Raw genomic sequence first — 23,118 nt, 5'->3', positions numbered from 1 at the left:
ATGAAATTCACAAAATATATACTCTACATACTGATAGCGACCCTATTAAGTTGTAATAATGATTTTTTGGAGTATGCTCCCAAAACCTCGCTTACCGAGAAAACGGCCTTTGTTACCTACGATAATTTTAAAACCTACTCATGGGGATTGTATAATATCTTCTCTGATCCGTTAATGAGACAGTACATTGGCACAGGGGCTCAGGTTTACACGCACGCTTTGGGCGATGTGTATGCCAACTATTTATACAGCAGTAGCGGTACAAATGTGCAAAACAACAACTGGCAATGGAACAACATTAGTTCTACCACCAATACCGACGACTCCTGGGATTTCAGTTATATCCGGAAAGTAAATATTATGCTTCGTAATATTGAAAATTCGGAAATGACCGATAAGGAAAAGGCGCACTGGCGGTCGGTGGGTTTGTTCTTCCGCTCGTATCGCTATTACGATTTACTGGCCCGTTACGGCGATGTACCATGGCTGGAAGACGTTGTTGAAGACGATGACCTGGAGGTTCTGTACGGAGAAAGAACTCCGCGTGAAACGGTGGCTGAAAACATCTTGCGGGATCTTAAGTATGCCGAAGAAAATATCAATATAAATGGTGAAGGAGCAAATACCAATACCATTAACCGGGATTGTGTAAGGGCAGTTATGTCACGGTTTTGCCTGTTCGAGGGCACGTGGCGGAAGTATCATTCCCTGTCTGACGCTGCGACTTTTCTGAACGAGTGCGAAAGGGTTTCAAAACTTCTTTTGGAAACGTATCCCACTATTGCAACAAATTTTGTTGATCTCTGGACCTCTGATGATTTGGCAAATGTACCCGGTATTATTCTTTATAAACAGCTGGAGCCTGATTTGGAAATGTCGACACTACCTCGCATGGAAAGAGGTGGTTCTCACAAAATTGGACTGCATGCGCGTACTGTTGGCCGCTACTTGTGTCAGGACGGAAAGCCGATTGCTACCAGTCCGCTTTATGAAGGTGCCGGTCCGGCCGCGTCGGTTAACGACGAGTTCAAAAACAGGGATCACAGGCTCTACTGGCGTTGTGTTCCGCCTTACAAAACCAACAAAGGGAATGGTGTAGCAGTGACGGACGCCAATAGAGATTCGTGGTGGACCGAAGGAATGGACCCTAAAGACCGGTACTATATCGATTACATGAACAGCATCAACGATGCCAACCACCAGTTTCCGTTACACACCTGGCAGCCGCAGTTCCTGTCGAGAGTGCCGATGATCCAAACTTCACCCTACTCATGGGGGCCAATGCGAAATTATGGTGGTTACTATCTCTACATGTACTTTAATACCTACAACGAGGCTGCGATTCAGGCCGGAGGAAGGTTTGCCGTAACCGATTGTCCTGTCTTTCATATAGAAGAAATTATGCTGAATTATGCCGAGGTAGAATTTGAATTGGGGAAATTTGACCAAAACGTGGCCGACTTAACCATCAACAGACTACGTGCACGGGCCAATGTGGCGGCAATGACGGTATCCGATATTTCGGAGTCGTTTGATCCCGACCGAGATGCAACAGTAGATCCCGTGGTCTGGGAAATTCGCAGGGAGCGTATGGTTGAATTATTGGGTGAAGGATTCGGTTTTTATGATATCAGGAGATGGAACCGTGCTGATTATTTTATGAATCAAAGGCCTCTTGGAGTGCGGGTTGCTGCTGATGAAAAGAGTCAATACTTTGGCGGAGCTTCCAGATTTATTACCGCCGGTGATGTCAACCCCGATGCTTCTGTTACCGCCGATGACATTGACAGGGTTGTTTGCGTTGATGATTTTGTAAAACAGGGAAAAGGATGGAAAAACCATTACTATCTTAATCCGATACCAAAAACTCAGTTGATACTGAACGACAAACTGGTTCAGAATCCTGACTGGGAGTAGGCGTATTTTCTAAGGAATAAAAGGAATTGACAAAAATAAAGGGGAGGTTGATACTTCCCCTTTTAACTAGTTGAAAATCCATACTGAAAAATGTATCACCGCCGGAATAAGTTTTATAGAGTGAATTTGCTTTTCGAATAAGAGGTGAGCATTTGTTATTTTCGTATAATACTCTTTACCGCCGGATGTTTATCGCGGTGTAGTATCTTTCAGAATAGAAGACAAAAATGAATACGATAGAAATGAGAAAAACTAAACTTTGTATAGTTCTGACCCTCTTTTTCGTGCTGTTCTTACACGCGCAACAGGGAAGATCGGAAACAGAAAATGGACCTTATGATCTGACTTTTAAACAAATGCCAACCACCTGGGACGAAGGCATTCCGCTCGGAAACGGTATGATCGGTGAATTGGTCTGGCAAAAAGACGGCAAGCTCCGCTTTTCTCTCGATCGTGCCGATTTGTGGGATTTGCGGCCGATGGAAAACTTAAGCAAGCCCGAGTTTAGTTTTAAGTGGGTACAACAACAGGTAGAAGATAATAATTACAAGGCGGTACAGCAGATGTTTGATGTGCCTTACGACCGGGCTCCGGCTCCTTCGAAGATTCCGGGAGCAGCCCTCGAATTCGATCCGGTTGCTTTGGGCGAACTTCAGGAAATTACACTTTCCTTACAGAGTGCGATTTGCAATGCGACCTGGAAAAACGGGGCGAAATTGGAAAGCTTTGTACATGCTACTCAGCCGGTAGGTTGGTTTAGGTTCACAAATGTTCCCGCTTCTTTTAGTCCTGAGCTTGTTGTGCCTCCCTACAGGAAAGACAGTACTGCCGGTGCCGACAGTCCTGTAACCGGGCAGGATTTGCAGCGGTTGGGCTACGAACAAGGCAAAGTAAGCAAAGAAGAAAACCGTATTGTTTACCGCCAGAAAGGGTGGGGCGGTTTTGAGTACGAAGTTGCTGTGGCCTGGAAACAATCTGGCAAAACAGTGACCGGAGTATGGTCAGTTAGTTCTACATTTTCAGAAGAAAAAGACGGCAAAAAAGCCAGCGGATTGGTGAGTGAGTGCATAAAGTATGAAACTTTTGATAAGGCATTCAAGGTGCATTCCGATTGGTGGAGAACATTCCACAGTAAATCATCTATTAGTATTCCCGACCCGGTTTTGGAGAAACAATGGTATCTCGAACAATACAAATTTGGTTCGGTAGCCCGTGCCGATGTACCACCCATCTCGCTGCAGGCGGTTTGGACAGCCGACAACGGCAAACTACCTCCGTGGAAAGGCGATTTTCACCACGACCTTAATACGCAATTAAGCTATTGGCCGGCGTATTCGGCTAACCACCTCGACCTGGAGGAAGGTTTCCTCAATTGGCTTTGGGACAATCGCGAAACATTCAAGAAATACACCCGCGATTACTTTGGAACAGACGGAATGAACGTTCCTGGAGTAACCACTTTGACCGGTGAACCAATGGGGGGCTGGATTCAATATTCGCTGGGGCCAACGGTGGGCTGTTGGTTGGGGCAACATTTTTACCTGCACTGGAAATATTCAGGCGATGAGCAGTTTCTGCGCGAAAAAGCTTATCCCTGGATTAAGGATGCAGCCGTTTATCTCGAACAGCTCTCGGTGAAAAATGCTGCAGGGAAAAGGCAACTACCACTGAGTTCCAGTCCTGAAATGTTTGATAACTCGATAAAAGCCTGGTTTAAACAAACCAGTAACTTTGATCTGGCACTTGTTCGGTGGACGTTTGAAAAAGCTTCGGAATTAGCCGGGCTGCTAAATTTGAATGAGGAGGCTGCTAAATGGAAAGCCATTCTTGCCGAGTGGCCGGATTTTGCTCTTGACGACTCTGGTGCCCTCGAAATTGCCCCGGGAGTGGCATACACGAATTCGCACCGTCATTTTTCGCATCTTGTTGGCTGGCATCCTCTCGGAGTCATCGACTGGTCGAATGGCGGGAAAGAACAGGAGATAATCAGAAAAACATTGAAAACACTGGAAAATGGCAGTCCCGACTATTGGGTTGGCTATTCGTACAGCTGGCTGGGAAATCTTTATGCGAGAGCTTTCATGGGTGACGAAGCGGCCCGAACGCTGCGGATTTTTGCCGAACATTTTTGTTTGCCAAACAGTTTTCATGCCAATGGCGACCAAACAAAGCAGGGATTTTCGAAATTTACATACCGCCCATTTACCCTGGAAGGAAACTTTGCTTTTGCCGCAGGTATTCAGGAAATGCTGCTACAGAGCCACACCGGGATAATCGTTCTGTTTCCCGCTATTCCTAATGATTGGCAGAATGCCTCGTTCAACACACTAAGAGCCCAGGGTGGTTTTCTGGTAACAGCTCAGAAAGCAAACGGCAAAATAGCCAAAGTGAGTATTGCTTCTGAAAAAGGAGGAGTTTGCAAAATAAGCAATCCTTTTCCGGGGAAGACATGCCGCGTAAAATACAGTTGGAAAGAAAGTGGTAGTTTAACCGGAGATACCTTGTCAATAGAAGTTCCTGCCGGGGAAACGATTGAATTGATGGAGTAACAACAGGAACTAAGATTCCCACTCCCGAAGATTGGCTGTGTAAGCCAGAGTAACTTTAGAAAATGATTAATTAAAAGAAAATCCGATGTTAAAAAAAATAGTTCTGTTCTCAGCTGTTATCGCGTTGTTTCATTTTGGAAATAGCGCAAAGGCCGGTGAACGGAAGCAAAAGCCCAACGTAATTTTTATCTATGCCGACGATCTGGGGCGTGGTATGTTATCGTTCGAGGGGCAGGAAATAGTAAAGACACCCAATATTGATAAGCTGGCAGACCGGGGACTGCGTTTTAACCAGGTTCGCGGCTGCATGTTTTGTGCTCCTGCACGTGCCAGTTTGCTAACCGGTTACCACGATTGCCGCACCGACAAATGGAAAATAACCAGTGGCGGAGCTTATAAAAAAGTCTTTGCGGGTAAGGTTACTGCCGACGAAGTTTCGCAGGCATTGGATAAACAGGTGGGGCGTTCAGGCGATTCTATTGTTACCATGGCCGAAGTGTTTAAAAAGGCAGGCTATGTTACCGGGCAGGTAGGGAAACTGGAGTGGGGCTTTTCGGTTTCTTTTGAGGAAATGAAACGTCATGGCTGGGATTATTATTACGGCTATCTCGACCATGTGATGGCGCACGGTTTTTACCCGGCTTATATGTTCGAAAACGGCAAAAAAGTGGATGTTCCCGGAAATACCCGGGAGGACTGTGGAAAAACCATCGAACGGGAAACACCGGAGGCTTTTAAAGAGCGGTGGAACATGGAAGGACGTGCGGTGTATTCGCAGAACTTGTTTCTGGATAAAATACTTGGCTTTATCCGGGAAAACAAAGACCACCCTTTCTTTTTGTATCACCCCACCCAATTGCCTCATGGCCCGGTAGCTGTACCTGCGGTTCATCCCGATTTCGTAAACGATGACCGCCTGACGCAGATTGAAAAAGAATACGCATCGATGGTAAAAATGCTGGATGAGCATGTGGGGGTGATTGTACAGGAGCTGAAAAAGCTAAAGCTCGATAAAAACACCATCATTGTTTTTAGCTCGGATAACGGCCACGAAATTTATTATGCCCAGGAGGGCCGAATTCTGAAACCGGTGCGCAACATGGAAACGGGCGAGCGTTTCGACAATATCACCACAAAATTTTATTCCGAAATCGGAGGCGATGTATTTAACGGAAACGATGGAATGGCCGGTCTGAAATACGATAACTGGGAAGGCGGGCTTCGCGTGCCGCTGATTATTAAGTGGCCCGGAGTAACACCCAAAGGCAAAGCGGTGAATAACCTGGTGGCCAATTACGACCTGTTGCCCACTTTTGCCGATTTACTGGGTGTTGAGTTGCACGAACAAAAAGACGGCATTTCGCTTTTGCCCGTATTAACCGGGAAAGGTGCGGAAACAGAACACAATTACACCGTGAATGCTTCGATGTATGGTGGCACAATTGTAACTAAAGAGGGGTGGAAGCTGCGGCATTACTACCCAAAAGATATCTTCCAATTGTATTACCTGCCCGACGACTATAAAGAAGAAAACGACCTGGCTGCAAAATACCCCGATAAAGTAGACGAGCTAAAGCAACTCCTGTTAAAAGAGTGCAACGGCGATTTAAGCCGTGGCTACTTTACCTATCAAAAATTTGTGCTTCCGATGGTTCAAATGGAGCCTTGATATCTCATAAAGTGGGTTAGCCAGCGGAAGTAAAGAATTGTGTGTTGTTTCATTTTGGTGCTTTGTTCGAAGTGCCATTCATAAGTTGATTTGTTTACCATTTTCCGGAGCTAATTTGATATTGCAAAAGAGGCCATTGGGGTTAGTTCCAATGGCCTCTTGGCGTTTATTTTAATTTTTTATTCGCTTAGAGATCATCTTCTGGGCTTATAACATCAAGTGTAGGGACATTATTTTCATACCCATCGTATCCGTAATTCTGATTTATTTGTCCTTGAGTATTGGAACTTATTGCAGCCTGTGGAACTGGCCATAAAACGTGATATGGACTCATTGTGTATTCCTGACCATTATTTGCTCTTACCCCTTTGTTATAGAAATCAGTGTATTCCATGACCCTGTCGTAATAGAAATTGTTTTCACCAAAATCTTGTATTGAGTAAGTTTTTCCCCGGTAAGCTTTGCCTTCTTGTGCAAATAAGAAGGCGATACGGTTGAGCTCTGTTTTTCTTGGTTCCTCCCAAAAGAGCTCTCTCGCACGTTCATCAAGTATCGTTCCGATATCAAAAGTTGAAGCATCAGTATAAGGAGCAGCTCCGGCCCTGGTACGTACTTCATTTACATCTGCCATCGCGTTGGGGATATCTCCCTTCCACCAGTATGCTTCTGCTCTTAGTAAATAGGTTTCAGCGAGGCGGAAAACATACCAGTCATAAGAACCTCCCTGGGGTTGAGTTCTGCGTGGATCAGGGTTGTATATTTTATAATGTGGCCATCCAAACCAGTTTCGGATGGTATCAGTGGTTGCTACCTGCCCATTCTCTCTGTATAATTCAAGCGGTTTTCCATAGTACTCCGATTTGCCTTTAAGATTCGGATGATTATAAACCAGGTCTTCCATATCCATCCAGTTTCCTTTCTTATGCCGAAGGTCATTGGGATCATCCCAAATCTTTTTTGTATGGTACGAAGTTCCACGGGCCCGGCCAATACCCCTGCCAAATGTTTCTACAAGTCTTATCTCCCGGTTAGCCAGATCGGAGGTTCCGGGAGCAAACCCGTCTGGGGTATAAAGCATATTTGAGTTGGAGACCCCCCAAAATGGCACAGCCTGTCTCATAACTTGCAGGTCCAGTCGTGAGTCAACAAAGTCTTCTTTAGAAAGTACCATAAATAAAACTTCCTTGTTAGCTCCAAGCGCTTTATTCTGCCACCAATGCAAACGAGCAATAACATCATCACGAATAATACCTTGTGATGTGAGGAAGTCGCCATCTTCTTTTGGAACTTGGCCAAATGGATCCCGCATTAAACTATAAGTACCTCCGTTAATGACTGCTGTGGCAGATGCAATGGCCTTGTCAAAGTCGCCCAATGCTAAATTTATTTTAGTCAGCAAATGTCCGGCAGCTCCTTTGGTAACTCGTCCACGGTCAACATTGTCCGAACAATGTTGTGCAGCAAACTCCATGTCTTTCTGTATTTTCCTGAGAATAACTTCTCGTTTGGTGGAGTAGAAATCAAGCTTCGGTTCTTTTATTTCGCGTCCGATGAAAGGAATGTCTCCAAATTGCTGAGTGAGTCGATAATAACGATATGCTCTGTGGAAATAAGCAGATCCGAGCACGGCATTTCGCTCTGCCTCATCTTTATAGGTTGCATCATCGATACGTTCAATGACTACGTTGGCATATTTGATTCCTTTAAAACCTTCGTACCAAAACCATCCAATTCTATTGTAATTAGTATTATTTAATTGTGAGGTAGGAGTGATCTGAATGTTCATATTCTGAGCAGGACCTGGTTTGTCAGTTGTTCCCTCAACACAAACTTCCGAGAAAAGTAGCTCAGTAATGATAGGCGATCCATCACCATACCATTCGTAACGCATGTTGCGTTCGCAAGCAGTTAGTGCAGCGTACATCCCTTTTGCGTCAATAAGTGCATTTTCCGGTGCAAAGAATGAGAGCGGTTTTGGTTCCAACCATTCGTCACTACATCCCGTTGTCCATAAAATCATAGGAATAAAAAGCAACAGGAACATTCTTGATTTATATTTTATTATTTTCATAATGTTCTTCATTTATACGATTTACTTACAGCGTTAAATTAACTCCAAGAGTGAAATATCGTGGATTTGGACCACTGTTTTCCGGATCCCAGAACTCCCATTTTGGGGCCCACCAACCAACATTACGTATTGTTGCAAATATTTTTAGATTGCTTATTTGCGCTCTGTCCAGCAACGAGTTCGGAACGTTGTACGATAAGGAAATATTATCAAGGCGAATAAACGAACGATCTCTCCAAACATCGAAAACAGCTCCACCTTCAGCAGAATAAATGCGGGCATAGTCGTTGTGTGGTGTTTCCGGTGTCCAGAAAGGTATTTTATAAGAATTCACCCTTTCCGGAAAGCTATCACGGTTTTTGGCTGAGTTCATTTTACCTTTGTGCCCCCAGTAGGAATAAAGCATAAAAGAAAGATCGAAATTTTTATAAAAATTAAATTCGTGTCTCATATTCCAACGAAAACGTGGAGTCTGATAACCCAAATATTGATTGTCCAGATCATTGATTTTATCGTCTTCATTCACATCCTCTAATTTGAAATCGCCTGGGAATTGTCCATATTTTTTAGCCTCTTCTTCTTCGCCAACCTGCCATACTCCCAGGATCTTTGGCTGCCAGATAACATCAATTGGCTTGCCAATAAACCAGTTGTTTGTATAGTCATCTCCTTCTTTCTGCCCAATTACATTACCATCCTTATCTAAAACATCGACCATGTCTCCATAGAGATGGACAACCTCATTTCGGTTAAGTGCAAAGTTTGCATTGATATTCCACTGGAAATTTTCTCGTTTTATAACACGTGAGTTTACCACGAATTCAATACCGTAGTTTTTAACTTCGCCTAAGTTCGATGCTACTGAGTTAAATCCCAGTATGTCAGGTAGCTTTCGGTCAACTAGTACATCTTTTGTTCGGGCAGTATAGTAGTCTATCGAGCCATCGAACAAACCATCCAAAATTGAATAATCAAGTCCAAAATTCAGGGATTGGGTTTGCTCCCATTTTAAATCCGAATTCGCCATCCGGTTTACGTATAGCTGGGTTCCTTCATATATGGTCCCTGACAGGGTTTGATAAGGATATTTACCAGTGGTCATGTCAGACAGACCTTCGTAGCGACCAATTGCGCGGTTGCCGTTTGAACCCCACGAAACGCGTAATTTACCATATGATAAAATATTGTTTTGGGCAAAAGGTTCATCCGTAAAAACCCATCCTAAGGCAGTCGAGGGGAAATATCCGTAGGGATTATTTTCTCCAAAGGCAGAATAACCGTCCCGTCTCATCGTTAAGGTGAGCATGTAACGGTTTTTTAGGGAGTAGAATATTCTTCCCATTAATGCATTGGCTGTTTCATACTCATCGTTGCTTGTTATTTGGAACGTTGAACCAGTTCCGGCCTGCATTCGGTGAAAACTTAACGCATCCGTTGGTTCGAATCCCTGTGCTGACATATAATTTTCCCAACTTTGGTATTTTTCAGCATTGACAAGAAGGGTAACATCAAAAGTATGAATGTCCTTAAATGTTTGGTTCCATTTAATTAAATTGTCAAGCTGCCAGCTATAGGATTTCTGTTGCAAGCGTTTTGACTGTCCGCCAAAAAGTACCCATTCTTCGTGTGCGGTCGATTGGTGGTTCATAAATTCATACCACTGATATCTTGGCGAGAAGTTTAACTGGTATGAAATATTGAAGGGTAATTTTATGTTTGTATACAACGTTGTATTTAATGTATTATAAAACCTTCTTCGTTCCTGAAATGTCATATCATATAAAGGGTGTTTGGCTCCACGACCAAGGTCGTCGACAGGACTGATTCTCCATGTTTGCCCGTCATCATTATAGATGGAACCCCAAGGCGAGTTATTTATAATCTTGCCCCAATCTGCCTGTATTGTAGGGTCAGGATTGTCAGGCCGGTTTCTTTTGCTTTCATCTCTGTCCGAAAATTGAGTATTAATTCCAACCGACAGCCAGTCGGTCACTTTTGCATCAAGGTTTATTCTAGCTCTGATAGTAGAAAAAGCATCACCCACAACTATTCCTTCGTTGTTATTATAGCCTAGAGACATATAATAAGTTACTCTGTCGCTTTTTCCTGATAGAGAAATGTTATAATCCTGACGAAGGCCATTCTGAAAAACCATGTCAGTCCAATCAACCGATTTGCCTTCTTTGTAGTTTGCAATTTCAATCGGTAGAAGTCCTATTCTGGCCAGCCAGATATCGGTTACATCACCCGAACTTCCATTCAGCCACATTTCCTGGGTTACACCATCAGGCAAGTTATTAGGGTTTTCAAAGATGTATAGTTTCGAATTTGTATCCTCGTTGTAATAGTTCAGCGATTGCATTACTTTTGTTCTCCACGAAAGGAAATCATAAGGGCTGTAAACGTCCTGCATGGTTGCCATTGTGGCTAACCCAACACTCGAATTAATATTGATAACGGGTTTCCCCAATGTTCCTTTCTTGGTTGTTACCAGGATAACCCCATTGGCCGATCGAGCTCCGTAAACTGCGGCAGATGACGCGTCTTTTAAAACATCGATGGACTCAATATCGTTAGGATTGATATCTTCCAGCCCTCCCTGGTAGATTACCCCGTCCAATACAACTAATGGGTTGGAAGATGCTTTTAGGGTATTGTCTCCCCTGATTTCAAGACTTCCACCACCTTTGGCATCCGTAGAGAAGCCTACCTGAAGTCCCACAATATTACCTCTCAACATATCTTGTAAGGCCTGTGGTTTTTCATTTTCAACCTGAGTTGATTTTATTGATGACACAGAACCTGTGAGGTCGCTTTTTTTCATGGTTCCATAACCAATAGCAACCACTTCTTCCAAGCCAATTACATCCGAAACCAGTGTGACCTTGATATTGGTCTGATTTCCTGTTTGTATTTCCTGCGTTTTCATTCCGATAAATGAAAACACCAGGACACTGTTCTCTTGTGGAACTTCCAGACTGTAAGTTCCGTCAATTCCGGTAACGGTCCCATTTGTAGTTCCTTTTACAATTACTGTTACACCTGGTAGTGGGATCCCATCTTCGCCGGTCACTATTCCTGTAACCGTTTTTTGTGCCATTGCGCTACTTATAGTCGCAGCCAGCACAATAAAAATCAACAAAATCTTTTGCATAAGCTCAAGTTTTAGGTTATGTTATTGATTAATTTAGTGTCAGGACGTAATAATCAGGGGATTATCTATGTATTAAGAAAATGTCAATACATTCTTTTTCAGAACATAATTTTGGTAGGAAAAATGAAAACTTCATAGTTTTGAATAGTTTAGTTAAAGTCGTTTTGATTAAGCTATTTGCTAAGAGAAATGTTGCCGCATTTCTCTTTTCTATTTTATTCTCTCATCATTTTAATGTTAGGTCCTTTTCAAAGTTAAGACAGCATTTCTTTTTCTGCCTGTATTCTATTTGCAATATTTGATACTATTTTTGCAAGTATTGATGTTTTTGAACATCGTTTAATGATTCCTAAAAACCATCAGTGGTGAAATAGAAAGTAAATCTATTTCGCCACTGACTACATTTTTAAACTTTCGTTTATTTCCCGGCATTGAATGCTGCTACCGGATTGTGGGATAGTAAGTTAATTTTTCTTTAGCGCTGAATTTAGCGGCGAATCATCGCATTTAAAATCGCCAATGGCATATTGAGCGCCGTCTAAATAGAATTTTAGCAAACGGGCGTCTTCAAAGCTTTGGGCATTGTGCGATGGCGAAACATAAAATACCCGTCCTTTGCCGTGTTTCTTTATCCACGACACATAGCGGATATTATCGTCGATGGGCTTTGTTTTACCTGTAAGTTTATCGGTGTCCATTTGCAGCAATGGTCTGAAATTCTTTTTCTCATAAGCTTTGTTGAACAGGTAAGGTTCGTCAACATGCGTGAACGCTTGTCCGTTAAAGGCCTTTGTCAAAGGATGGCTAGGCTCTGCCAGTTCAAGGGTAACAGACTGCTGCCGGGGATGGTAGTCAAAGCTTCCTCCCACCATCTCGCTAAATGGCATTGAGTTGTTTTGCATGACAATCGCACCGTGAACGACCATTAGTCCGCCACCTTTTTCCACGTAGCTTATCAGGTTGGCTTCCAGTTCGGCAGCTTTCTTTTTTACCTGTTCTTCATCCATGCTGGTATCTTCTTCCAGGGCGTCCATAATCAGGTCACGACGCGGGCCTTTTGAGCAGGTGCTATTTAGAACAACCATGTCGTAATTCTTCAGGTTGCTTGCTTCAAAGCAAAATACATCTTTTGTTATCCGGGTTTCATAGGCTCCGGTTTTTTGCCCCAGCATTTTAATAACCTGGCTGGTATGAGGAATTACCCAGTGGTTAAATCCGGTAAAGCGATCAAAAATCAAAACTTTTCTGGTTTTTGCCGGCTGAACCTCGGCTTTTGCAGGGGCAAGTTTTTCTATTTTTTGTAACCACTCCGGAGTAAAATCAAAGGCTTCCTCCTGAGCACTGGCAGTCATCATGGCTGCCACAAGAAATAATAATAGTATGGCTTTTCGCATTTGTGTATTTATTAAAACCAAACACTGATAATACTGATTTTTGTCGTATTTACTGATCTTCCGTGCAAATATCTTTAATTCGTATCATCAGTGTTCAATTCATATTAGCGTTTAATATAATCAGTTCCGTATGGGTAACGTTGCGGGCGGCTCAGCATGGAGTTGGCCAGGTCGTTGTTTTTGAAACGTTCTGTAGCTGGGTCCCACTCCAGTACTCCCGGAATTTGCATGGCAATATCGCTTATTAAACAAACGGAACATGCACGGTGTCCGGTTTCCGCAGTACATATAGGCTGTTTGCGTGTTTTTATCGCATTTAACCAGTCGCCATGTTGTTCTTCACTCACATACAACTTAATCTCGTTGTCGCCGATTTTTTCTTCCAGAATTTTCGGATCACTGGCATTCAGTGCTTTCGAACTTTTTTCTTTCGAAACAGGATCGCTGGCCGAAGCGGTGTAACTGCCGCGCGATACAAAGATCCATCCGTTCTCTCCAATGTATTGAATGCCATTGGTATATCCGCCGCTGGTATAAACTGTAATGCCATTCGCGTACTCATGTTTTACCATAAAATCGCCGTGTACATTCCAGTCGCCCGATTTGGGGAATTCAGCAACCGCTTCAATCGAGATTGGTCCGGTATGTTCGGTGTCCATTCCCCATGCAGCGCTGTCGTAATGATGTTGTCCCCAGCCGGTGATCATTCCTGCACCGTAATTTCTGTGGCGTAACCAACCCGGACGGCTGTAATCGTGTTGCGGGTGTACCAGCTTTTCTTTGTACTCTACTTCGGGTGTTGAGCCCAGCCACATATCAAAATTCAGGTTGGAAGGAATTGGACCGGCTTCAAAAACAGGACCGCCGGGATCGCCGGGAAGGCCAATTTTTACCGTATGTATTTTACCGATTCTTCCGTTGCGAACCAATTCGGCAGCAATGCGGAACTGCGGCATGGAGCGTTGTTGTGTTCCCATTTGCAGGATAACACCGGTGCGGTTTACAATGTCGCTAAGCAGTCGTCCTTCTTCAACAGTAAGCGAAGTTGGCTTTTGCAGGTAAATATCTTTTCCGGCCAAAGCTGCTTCAACTGCCGGTTGTGTATGCCAGTGGTCGGGTGTGCTGATAACCACTGCATCAATGTTAGGGTCTAAAAGCAGTTCGCGGTAATCGCCGTACATTTTTACACCAACGGCATTGTTGCTGCCCGATTGTTTATTGTAGTAATCTTCGATACGTTTTTTCGAATCTCCCATACGTTTGCTGTCCACATCACAAACAGCCACAAAACGCGCCTGGTCGTATTTCAATGTTTCAGCGGTATCGTGGTCGCGCGCAATCCGGCCACATCCGATCTGGGCCACATGGATTTTATTACTGGGTGCGCTGGCACCAAAAACGGAAGAGGGCACGATGGTGGGAATTACCAGAGCTCCGGCAGTTGTAGCTGCGGCGTTTTTCAGGAATATTCTTCTTCTCATCTGTTATAAATTTTGGTTTGACTTTTCCTTTTAAACTTTTAATTCACGATAGCTTTAGTTAGCGGCAAGAGGAATGAATGCTTTATTCTTCGATGCTCAAATTTATCATTGTCTCTACTCACTATTCTTTGCTGTATTTTTCAAATTCTTCGGCAATTCCGGCTTCCTTTTCATCGCCACTGTGTACGATTACCCGGTAACGAAGTTTGATCTGATCGCCTTTTTTCAATTCTGTTGTTTGATCGTTTTCGGGCCAGTACATGGGTGTTGGAGAGAAAAAACCATAGTCTCGGGTAAACCAGGGCGACGGATACCAATCGTTCGACGGGTGTTGCAAAATGGCCATTCCTTCGCGTTTTCCCATTCTTTCGCCGTTGCAGTCCATCCAGGCCGAACGTTTCCCAAATGTCCCGTTGTCGCCTTTTTCGCCCGAATCGCCTTCGGCATTTACCATCTTTCCCCCGCCAGTAACAGCCAGGTCGGGATCCATTCTTCCGCTAAAAAACGAATGATTGGTTTTTTGAATGGTAACATCCATCAACATTTCCATGCTTACTTCAAAGTCGAGGAAAAATTTGTCGGGTGATGGCTGGCTTACGGAAATTCTCCTTCTATCGATAATAGGGGCATCGGCACCGGGGCGCCGCCAGATACATTCGTTTTCAACCACGGCTTTTTCTCCACCCGATTGAACAATGTCGGCACGCAGCGAAATTATTTGACCGCGTTCCAGTCCTTCCTGCCAGTAATTGCCGCCGTTCACACGGTCGCAGCCAAAAAACAGGGAGCTGTGGTGCGGGTAATTGGCGTTTCGCATAGAAGTAACACTGGCGTTTGATGGCCCGTTTACCGGGAAAAAGAACGGATATTTCTCGTATTCCGAAAGAATGTAGTTGGTGAAAAGATTTCCGTTGACTCTGAATTCAATTTTATCGCCAACCTTTTCGGCGGTAATTTTCTGTTGTGCCTTTGCGCTGCCAATCGCAAAGCAAAATGCCAGTATCAAAATTAATTTTGCGTTCATTCGTTTCATTTCTTTGTTTCTTTTTTTGACAACTTCAGTTCACAGTCGCTTTACTCATTTCGATGGTGGGGTTACCGGCAAAACTATTCCAGAACTTTTCTGCGGTTTCCACATCCATTTTTCCGTCAAATACAATCATACGGTATTTAAGCGTATAGTCTTGTTTGGAGTCCAGTTTCCAGTCGTTGTGGCGAATGGGCACAAATTCGAAATACATGTCACCCCGTCCACCGTTGGCATCGAGCGGCCATACGCGCATGGGTTCAGGGTGCATGCGGTTCGAAGGATGGCTCAGAAAAAGAATCCCTGAACGGCCTTCTTCAGTGTCCGATTCTCCTTCAACCATGCACCAGCGGGCGTTTGATCCATCTGCGTCCAGTCTTGTTTTTCCTTCTGAAGTAAGTACCGTGCAATTGTCTTTGTTCCATTTTTCAGTGGCTCTCCAGCCTATTCCTCCGCCATAACGGTAGGCATCGAGCATAATTCCATTTTCTAAAGGGCTGTTCAGACTGGTGGTATAATCGATCATCCAGATATCGTCGCCGGTATTCCATGCCCGCACATCCAGAATTTCGTTCATGGCCACCTCGTCTTCACCTGCAGTGCCAAAATCGATGTGTTGTTGCAATGCTTTAAACCCGCTAAAAACTTCTCCTTCAGCTTCCGACAGAAAACCGGCAAACTTCACGGTTCCCTGGCCTTTTAGCAGGTTCCAGAAATCCACTTCGCGTCCGTCGATGTGAGTTTTGGTCCAGGGCCCCCAAATACCGTAGTGATGGTAATGGTCGGGTGCCTGAATGCGGGTCAGTTCCTGGCCTTCGGGCGACCACAAAGGATGAATATATCCTGATCGTTTAAAGAGCGGGCTGGCTTCTTTGGGCGGAAGGGTAACAGCATACCTGTATTTAAGAATGGGTTTGTCGTTCATTGTCAGCCTTAAATCCTCGTCGTCTTTTGCAACGATTACTTTTTCTGACGCTTTTATCTCCTGTTCTTCCCGTTTGAGAATAAACTCGCGTGTTGTGCCTTTTTTTAGTTCCCCCTTTACCAGGAACCATAAACGGGCCGAATGTGCGCTTTCAATCTGAGACGGGATAGCGATTTCACCTTGCCTGTTTTTCTCGTACAAAACAAGCTTGCCTTGATCGGTATTGTAGTTTATTCCGTCCAACGAAACAGATACCGGAGCATCCATCCGGTCTTCTTCTGATAGCACTTTAAATCTGGCCAGTTCCTGTGCCCGTAAAGACTGTGTAAAAAGAACGATCGTAATGATTAGTATGGTTTTCATAGTGGTTCAGATTATTGATTTTTCTTCGATAGCATCTGTGGTACAAACTTGTCGATTGTTTCCTTAAAGGCACGAATGTTTTCAGTCGTTACGTCCTGTGGCATTCCACCACCACACGACCAGATCACTCTTTGAGCGTCGCCAAAATCTTCCACCATTTTCCTTGTTTCCGTTCTTACCTGCTCCGGTGTTCCGGCAGCCAGTACATCGCGTGGTGGCAGGTTTCCGATCAGTGTTACTTCGGGGCCGGCCAGCTCGCGAATTTCGTTCATGCTGTGCTCGAAGCTAAAGTTATAAAAATTAACCCCCATTTCGCGTAAAAAAGGAGTAGACACCAGACCCTGCGCATCGTTGTGGAAGAAATTGATCTCGGAATCAAATGCCTGGTAAATTCTTTTGATATAGGGAATCGCAAATGTTTTGCACTCTTCTTCTCCTATAAAACCAACAATATCGTCGAGCAGCAAAATTCCTTCAATGGAGGGGAACATTTCTTTTTGGTACTGAACCCAGTCGATGGTAAAACGTGTGATGGTTTCCAGCAGCTTGTGGCTGTTTTCCGGATCCATCATAAAAGCCATCATTAGCTCGGTGGTACCCATAAGAAAAGAGGCAATGTTCAGCGGGCCACGCGCAATAGCAAATTTTATTTCGTGCCCCATGTGCCGGATGGGAGTGTGGTAGTTTAACAAGCGCTGGATAACAAACGGTAGCAATCCGTCCGTTTTGGGATGGGGAACTTTAAGCTTTGCTGCCTGCGATATGTCGCTTAGCACCCGGTTGGCATGGGGCAGGCTGTATGCATTCCACACTGTTTTGGCTCCAAAAGCAGAAGGCTCGGTACACATTCCAAACTCCGACCAGAAACCGGGAAGAAAGAGGATGTCGGGAAATGTTTCGATCGCCTTTTTATTGGTGTCAAACCAGGTTTGTTCCGAAGAATAATACTGCAAGGTAGATACTCCTGCCCAGCCGGGTAGCCACGGACTGTCAATAATAAATCCGGTCACAGGTTTTTGCGGCGTTTCACCTCGTACTATTTGGGTAAGAAGCTGCCATTGTTCGTTCGTCATTATTATTGCTTTAGTTACCTCACAAATTTAAATCGGATTAAAAGAATCTGACAGTATAAACTTTGCGAGGCTTTGTACTTTTTTGACATTTTCTTATTTTGGTAGACGAAATACCGAAGGGTTACGAAATGAATGTACCCGGATAAAACTTTGTAGTTATGAAGATAATGCACGAACAGGTTGATTTGCCCGGAAGATCGAAAATACGAATAAAACTGCAGGAGAAGCCTCACTTTACTTATCCCTGGCATTTTCATTCGGCTTACGAGTTGTTGTATGTTTTGGATGGCAGTGGAACCAGTTTCGTTGCCGATCATATCGAAGAGTTTCAGTCGGACGACCTGGTTTTGCTAGGGACCAATCTGCCTCATTTCTGGAAAAGCGACGAATCGTATTACGATCCTGACAATCAAAAGAAGATCACGTACGTGGTTATCCAGTTCTCCAACGATTTTTTTAAGGAAGCGATTTCTGAATATCCCGAGTTTTTCAGGATAAAAGAATTATTGGAACGTTCGGGAAGAGGAGTGCGGTTTTCGAAGGGTTTTGCAGAGAAAGCCCGGCGAAAAATCTTTAAGGTGGTTAAGTCCAGTGGATTCGAGAGAATGCTGCGTGCCTTGGAATTACTAAATTATCTGGCAAAAACAGAAGAGTACAAGTTACTGGCCGGCGAACTTTACCGGGTCGAGAACCACGATTTTACGAGCGACAGGCTGGCCAAAGTAATGAATTACTTAAACAGCAATTACCTGGATAAAATTGAATTGGGAAAGGTGGCGGCGGTGGCCAATTTAAACCCTTCTGCATTTTGTCGTTTTTTTAAGGAGAAATCGGGGAAATCGCTGGTGGAATTTATTAACGACATGCGTATTAACTATGCCTGCATGTTAATGATTGAAGGAAAAATGACAGTAACGCAGGTTTGCTACGAAAGCGGGTTCAACAACCAGTCGAATTTTAACCGGATTTTTAAAAAGTATACAGGATTTACACCTACCTTGTACTCTCAAAAGTTTCATAAAAACAGTGACTTAAAGCCCAAGGAAGAGGTGCCGGAAGCATAGACGACAGTCGGCTTTCCGGTCAGAACGCTAATAAATTTTGGGCTTGAAATGAAAAGTTGGGTTGTTGTTCCGAATTGAATAAAAGGATTTTAAAACGCTGATGAAAGAAGTGCTAAATTTATCAGATGCTCACTATAACAGTTAAACCAGCCAATCGAATGAATCGTATTGCATTGCTTTTACTCATACTTGTGCCTGCCGGATTGTTGGCGCAGCAAGTGGAATTTTTGCCTGACGACTGGCAGAATCCCGCTGTATTTGAAAAGGGACAAAATCTTCCGCATGCTTTTCATATTCCTTACAGTTCGCGCGAACGGGCCATTCAGGATTTACCCCGAAAATGTGAGAATTATCAACTGCTCAACGGAACGTGGAAATTTCTTTGGGTGGAAACGCCTGATCAGGTACCGGCAGATTTTTGGGAGCCCGATTTCGAGGTTAACGGGTGGAACGAGATTACGGTTCCGTCGAATTGGCAAATGGAAGGGGTCGGGCATCCGAAATTTCGAAATGTTGCTTTGTCTTTTGAAAGCGACCCTCCGAAAATCCCGGAATATTACAATCCGGTAAGTTGCTACAAGCGAAAGTTTGAGTTACCCGAAAGCTGGAGGGAGAAGGAAGTGATGCTTCGTTTTGAAGGCGTGAAATCGGCTTCCTATGTTTGGGTGAACGGAGAAAAGGTGGGCTATAATCAGGGCGGTTTTGAGCCGGCCGAATACAACATTACCCGGTTTTTGAAGAAGGGGGAGAATGATCTTTCGGTGGAAGTGCTTCGTTTTAGCGATGGTTCTTACCTCGAAAACCAGGATATGTGGCGCTTGTCGGGAATTTTCCGGGATGTGAAATTGTATGCACAGCCAAAGACCTACATTCACGATTATTACATTACCACCGATCTTGATGAAGAATACAAAGATGCTACTTTGAAAGTGGAAGTTGATCTGACAAACAAACTGCCGGAAAAAAGAGAAGTGTGCTTGGAAATGAATGTGTTGGACGATGAAGGAAGATCGATTCTTGCGGAAGGCATTCAAAAAACAACACTGGCAGTTGATTCTGCTTCCACAAAAAAAGTAATGCTCTCAACCTTGGTGGTCGATCCGCCCAAGTGGTCGGCTGAGTTTCCCCATCTTTTTCAGTTACTCGTTATTCTGAAAGACAAAGACGGAAATACCTTGGAAGCGCTTTCGCAAAAAATCGGTTTTCGCGAAGTAGAATACAAGGATCACATTTTGACGGTTAACGGGGCTCCTGTAAAACTGAACGGTGTGAACAGCCACATGCACGATCCAAAATACGGGCAGGCCGTTCCGCTGGAAACATTGAGAGCTGACCTGATTTTAATGAAGCAGCACAACATCAATAGTGTGCGAACCTGCCATTATCCGCCAACCCCGGAATACCTTGCGATGGCCGACGAACTGGGAATGTACATTTTTGATGAAGTGGGCGACGAGGCGCACAACAATATTCATTTGTCTGAAAATCCGGCATGGACCGAAATGTACCGCGACCGTTCGCGCAAGCTGGTGTACCGCGACCGCAATCATCCGTCGGTGATTGTCTGGAGTGCCGGAAATGAGTCGGGTAAAGGAGAAAACATTCATGAAGTGATTAAAACGGGCAAAGCGATCGATCCGAGCCGGCCGGCGTGGATGTACGGCGGAAATTGGTTTTACATTCCTTTTGAGGACATTGTCGGGCCGCGTTACTGGAGCCCCATCGATTATAAAAACCTGGCGGAAGGGAAAGTACTACCCGAGAATGATCAGCGGGCTTCGTTTATGGATGAATACCTGGCAGCCACTGGGAATGGTTTGGGCGGTATGGATGAATACTGGGAATACATCTGGAAATATCCACGACTGATAGGCGGTGCCATTTGGGACTGGATCAGCCCGGGAATTGAAACACCGCGCCGGATTCTGAGCGATCTTTCAGATGCTAAAAATGACGGGCAAATTATGGGGCGGCCTGTGTTTGCCGAGGGGAAAAATGGCTGGGGACTCGAATTCTCGGGGCACGACGACTGGGTGGAGTTTTACCGCGATCCAAGCCTCAATATCACCGGAAACCAACTTTCCATTTCTTTTTGGGTGAAACCTTTCGAAATACCACAGCCCAATACGTTTATTGCAAAAGGCGAGCATGGATACGGAATCAGAATGGAAGATCCGCGAACGCTGGAGTTTTACCTGCAAAGTGGCAAACGAGTTTCTGCTAAAGCAAAAGTGAACAGTGATTTTTACGGAAACTGGCACCACATTGCGGGTATTTACGACGGACGGAGCCTGCAACTCTATATTGATAAAAAACAGGTGACATCCAGTTCCTTTAGCGGAAATATAAGTTCAACCCCTTTCCCGCTTTGTATTGGCCGTGAAGCCGAAACGCAGGATCAGGGCGAATATTCAGGACGTCTTTCAAAAATGGTGATCGACGATGTAAAAATATTTCCGCAGGCTGTCCGGGTTGGAAATATTGAGCAACAAACCGATGGCGCTGTGTTGCATCTCGATTTCGAAAAGGACACCACGGCGGGTTGGTTTTATGCCGTTGGTTTGGGAGGCAGAACCTATGGAATTGTTTGGCCCGACCGGACTCCGCAGCCCGAGATCAATCAGATAAAAAAAGCGGGTCAACCGGTGAAGATTGAAGCTGTTGATATTGAGACCGGAAGAATTCAGGTGATCAACCGTCATCAGTTTAAGAACCTGAAAGATCTGGAAGGCAGATGGGAACTAAGAGTGGATGGAAAACCTTCACAACGCGGAATTTTTGAATGTGAAGCTGCTCCCGGAGATACCGCTGAAGTTACGATTGATTATCGTCGTCCACGCATTGATTCGCGTGAAGAGTGCTTGATGCTTGTTTCGTTTGTGTTGAAGGAAGATCAAAGCTGGGCTACGAAAGGGCACGAAATCGGCTGGGAGCAATTCAAGGTGCCGACCGATTTGTTTTTTGTGGAAGTAAAACCCAACGATCGGAAAGTTTCCTTTTCAGAGGATAAAGACAAGGTTGTGATTTCGGGAACTGATTTCAGTTATGTGATAAATAAAAGCACCGCAGAACTTTCTTCACTGCAATTTAAGGGAACGGAATACCTTGAAGGCGGGCCGGTGTTTAATGTTTGGCGAGCGCCCACTGCCAACGATATGGATCCGTGGGGAAGTTACATGTTTAGCAGCGATAACCGCACGCCGGGTTATGGAAGGAGCATTGACAACCAATTGCGGACACTGGGCATGCGCGATCTGGTGACGCAGGTGGATGAAGTGAAAGTGATTCAGTTGAATGAGAAGGAAGTAAAGGTGAAACTGAAGGTGTTTTCGAACTCTTCGCTTCCGGCCAATCGCCGATTAAACCGGGGTGGCTTTTTCTCTGCTTTTGAACGAAACGAAACCTGGACTTTCTCTGCCAGCGGGAAAATTGATCTGGATCAGGAAATCATTCCGCACGGGCCAATGCCGGATATACTGCCCAAAATCGGTTTGCAATTCGAACTACCAAAAGCATTTAGTACGGTTGAATATTATGGCCGCGGGCCTTTTGAGAATTACCCCGACCGCAAAACCGGGGCAAAGGTGAGCTGGTATCATTCTACTGCTGATTCGATGTACGTGCCTTATATTATTCCGCAGGAATACGGCAACCGAAGCGATGTTCGCTGGCTAAAAGTAGAAAACGCGGACGGTAAAGGTTTGCTGATCAAAGGCGGTGATTGGCTAAATTTCAGCCTGCACAAGTACTCCACCGATAACCTTTCGCGGGCCATGTACACTTATCAATTGAAAGAGACGCCCAATACTATTCTGAATGTGGATTTTGAAGTGTCAGGTGTGGGCGGAACAGCCATTCGTCAATTGCAAAAGTACCGGCTGATGCCGGGCGTCCGGAATTACAAGCTTTCGATCACTCCGTTTTAGCGATGCTTTTTCTTCGCAAAAAGGGGCTTTTTTATTTTGACTTTTATAAGCCGGGTTATACCTTTCTTTCGGTATCTCTTTGGAATATCTTCGTTTTTAAATGCCTGGACACTTTTAATCCATTGAGGATCGATGTTGTCAAGTTTTACCTTCTTTTTACCATTTACGAGGATCAAGGTGTCGTCGGTTAGGAAATTAACTGGCGTGTCATTAATTCGAATGACTTTTCGGGATTTGTTTTTCCCGATTGTTGCATTCATTTTAACCGAGGCGTCTTTCGAATCCAGTGTTCGCATCTCCGTTTTTGACGGTGGCTTGTCTGTCTTTTGAGCGCTGGCAGTCAGCACCGAACCGGAAAAGACCAATGTCAGAATAAGGAAGCAAATTGTCTTTGAGGTGGGCATGGTGAACTTTTTTGTTGTTGAATTTCAGTGTTTTATAATTGGCGAAATGTTGTATAAATTATTCTGTTAGTGATTGATGTAGATTGAAAATAGATTGATAT

At 44.4% G+C, this 23,118-nt stretch carries 13 protein-coding genes; 5 read left to right on the top strand and 8 right to left on the bottom strand.

Annotation, left to right across the window (positions count from 1 at the left end):
• The 3 genes from INQ51_RS03840 to INQ51_RS03830 all read left to right on the top strand — a co-directional run bounded on the left by INQ51_RS03840 (position 1) and on the right by INQ51_RS03830 (position 6,135).
• On the top strand, positions 1–1,917 hold the full coding sequence (locus INQ51_RS03840; RefSeq protein ID WP_233376566.1) for a RagB/SusD family nutrient uptake outer membrane protein: 1,917 nt from the start codon (positions 1–3) through the stop codon (positions 1,915–1,917).
• 242 nt (positions 1,918–2,159) lie between these two features.
• Positions 2,160–4,466 (top strand): glycoside hydrolase family 95 protein, encoded by a 2,307-nt coding sequence (locus INQ51_RS03835; protein ID WP_233376565.1) that lies wholly within the window; start codon positions 2,160–2,162, stop codon positions 4,464–4,466.
• A gap of 85 nt (positions 4,467–4,551) precedes the next feature.
• Positions 4,552–6,135: an arylsulfatase gene (locus INQ51_RS03830; RefSeq protein ID WP_233376564.1), complete on the top strand. Its 1,584-nt coding sequence runs from the start codon at positions 4,552–4,554 to the stop codon at positions 6,133–6,135.
• A gap of 187 nt (positions 6,136–6,322) precedes the next feature.
• Here INQ51_RS03830 and INQ51_RS03825 read toward each other — a convergent pair whose 3' ends face one another.
• The 7 genes from INQ51_RS03825 to INQ51_RS03795 all read right to left on the bottom strand — a co-directional run bounded on the left by INQ51_RS03825 (position 6,323) and on the right by INQ51_RS03795 (position 17,623).
• Positions 6,323–8,206 carry a RagB/SusD family nutrient uptake outer membrane protein gene (locus tag INQ51_RS03825; RefSeq protein ID WP_233376563.1) on the bottom strand — a complete coding sequence of 628 codons (1,884 nt, stop codon included), beginning with the start codon at positions 8,204–8,206 and terminating at the stop codon, positions 6,323–6,325.
• 25 nt (positions 8,207–8,231) lie between these two features.
• The gene (locus INQ51_RS03820) at positions 8,232–11,360 is read right to left on the bottom strand and encodes a SusC/RagA family TonB-linked outer membrane protein (protein ID WP_233376562.1); all 3,129 of its coding nucleotides are present in this window, start codon (positions 11,358–11,360) and stop codon (positions 8,232–8,234) included.
• Positions 11,361–11,824: 464 nt separating this feature from the next.
• Positions 11,825–12,754, bottom strand: coding sequence for a ThuA domain-containing protein (locus INQ51_RS03815; protein WP_233376561.1), 930 nt, complete (start codon positions 12,752–12,754; stop codon positions 11,825–11,827).
• 104 nt (positions 12,755–12,858) lie between these two features.
• Complete coding sequence (locus INQ51_RS03810) at positions 12,859–14,235, bottom strand: Gfo/Idh/MocA family protein (RefSeq protein WP_233376560.1); 1,377 nt, start codon at positions 14,233–14,235, stop codon at positions 12,859–12,861.
• Between the two features lie 121 nt (positions 14,236–14,356).
• A complete protein-coding gene (locus INQ51_RS03805) occupies positions 14,357–15,259 on the bottom strand; it encodes a PmoA family protein (protein WP_233376559.1) in 903 nt (300 codons plus the stop codon).
• Positions 15,260–15,293: 34 nt separating this feature from the next.
• Positions 15,294–16,550: a PmoA family protein gene (locus tag INQ51_RS03800; RefSeq protein WP_233376558.1), complete on the bottom strand. Its 1,257-nt coding sequence runs from the start codon at positions 16,548–16,550 to the stop codon at positions 15,294–15,296.
• A gap of 11 nt (positions 16,551–16,561) precedes the next feature.
• Entirely contained in the window at positions 16,562–17,623 is a 1,062-nt protein-coding gene (locus tag INQ51_RS03795) for a uroporphyrinogen decarboxylase family protein (protein ID WP_233376557.1), read from the bottom strand.
• Between the two features lie 158 nt (positions 17,624–17,781).
• On the opposite strand from INQ51_RS03795, the gene INQ51_RS03790 reads away from it, so the two are divergent.
• Together INQ51_RS03790 and INQ51_RS03785 are read left to right on the top strand one after the other, a co-directional pair.
• Complete coding sequence (locus INQ51_RS03790) at positions 17,782–18,687, top strand: AraC family transcriptional regulator (protein WP_233376556.1); 906 nt, start codon at positions 17,782–17,784, stop codon at positions 18,685–18,687.
• Between the two features lie 158 nt (positions 18,688–18,845).
• Positions 18,846–22,613 (top strand): glycoside hydrolase family 2 TIM barrel-domain containing protein, encoded by a 3,768-nt coding sequence (locus INQ51_RS03785; protein WP_233376555.1) that lies wholly within the window; start codon positions 18,846–18,848, stop codon positions 22,611–22,613.
• Here the strand turns inward: INQ51_RS03785 and INQ51_RS03780 are convergent.
• On the bottom strand, positions 22,610–23,017 hold the full coding sequence (locus tag INQ51_RS03780; protein WP_233376554.1) for a hypothetical protein: 408 nt from the start codon (positions 23,015–23,017) through the stop codon (positions 22,610–22,612). The two genes, INQ51_RS03785 and INQ51_RS03780, sit on opposite strands and share 4 nt — an antisense overlap.
• Between the last annotated feature and the right edge of the window lie 101 nt (positions 23,018–23,118).

Source organism: Maribellus sp. CM-23, assembly GCF_021354595.1.
Lineage (GTDB): Bacteria > Bacteroidota > Bacteroidia > Bacteroidales > Prolixibacteraceae > Draconibacterium.
The sequence above is the reverse complement of the archived record's forward strand: the minus strand, read 5'-3'. Positions and strand labels throughout refer to the sequence as shown.

What these genes read in the sequence shown, in the direction of transcription:
- INQ51_RS03800 (WP_233376558.1), bottom strand. Translation starts at nt 16,550, where the DNA reads ATGAAAACCATACTAATCATTACGATCGTTCTTTTTACACAGTCTTTA.
- INQ51_RS03790 (WP_233376556.1), top strand. Translation starts at nt 17,782, where the DNA reads ATGAAGATAATGCACGAACAGGTTGATTTGCCCGGAAGATCGAAAATA.
- INQ51_RS03825 (WP_233376563.1), bottom strand. Translation starts at nt 8,206, where the DNA reads ATGAAAATAATAAAATATAAATCAAGAATGTTCCTGTTGCTTTTTATT.
- INQ51_RS03785 (WP_233376555.1), top strand. Translation starts at nt 18,846, where the DNA reads ATGAATCGTATTGCATTGCTTTTACTCATACTTGTGCCTGCCGGATTG.
- INQ51_RS03820 (WP_233376562.1), bottom strand. Translation starts at nt 11,360, where the DNA reads ATGCAAAAGATTTTGTTGATTTTTATTGTGCTGGCTGCGACTATAAGT.
- INQ51_RS03805 (WP_233376559.1), bottom strand. Translation starts at nt 15,259, where the DNA reads ATGAACGCAAAATTAATTTTGATACTGGCATTTTGCTTTGCGATTGGC.
- INQ51_RS03840 (WP_233376566.1), top strand. Translation starts at nt 1, where the DNA reads ATGAAATTCACAAAATATATACTCTACATACTGATAGCGACCCTATTA.
- INQ51_RS03795 (WP_233376557.1), bottom strand. Translation starts at nt 17,623, where the DNA reads ATGACGAACGAACAATGGCAGCTTCTTACCCAAATAGTACGAGGTGAA.
- INQ51_RS03780 (WP_233376554.1), bottom strand. Translation starts at nt 23,017, where the DNA reads ATGCCCACCTCAAAGACAATTTGCTTCCTTATTCTGACATTGGTCTTT.
- INQ51_RS03810 (WP_233376560.1), bottom strand. Translation starts at nt 14,235, where the DNA reads ATGAGAAGAAGAATATTCCTGAAAAACGCCGCAGCTACAACTGCCGGA.
- INQ51_RS03835 (WP_233376565.1), top strand. Translation starts at nt 2,160, where the DNA reads ATGAGAAAAACTAAACTTTGTATAGTTCTGACCCTCTTTTTCGTGCTG.
- INQ51_RS03815 (WP_233376561.1), bottom strand. Translation starts at nt 12,754, where the DNA reads ATGCGAAAAGCCATACTATTATTATTTCTTGTGGCAGCCATGATGACT.
- INQ51_RS03830 (WP_233376564.1), top strand. Translation starts at nt 4,552, where the DNA reads ATGTTAAAAAAAATAGTTCTGTTCTCAGCTGTTATCGCGTTGTTTCAT.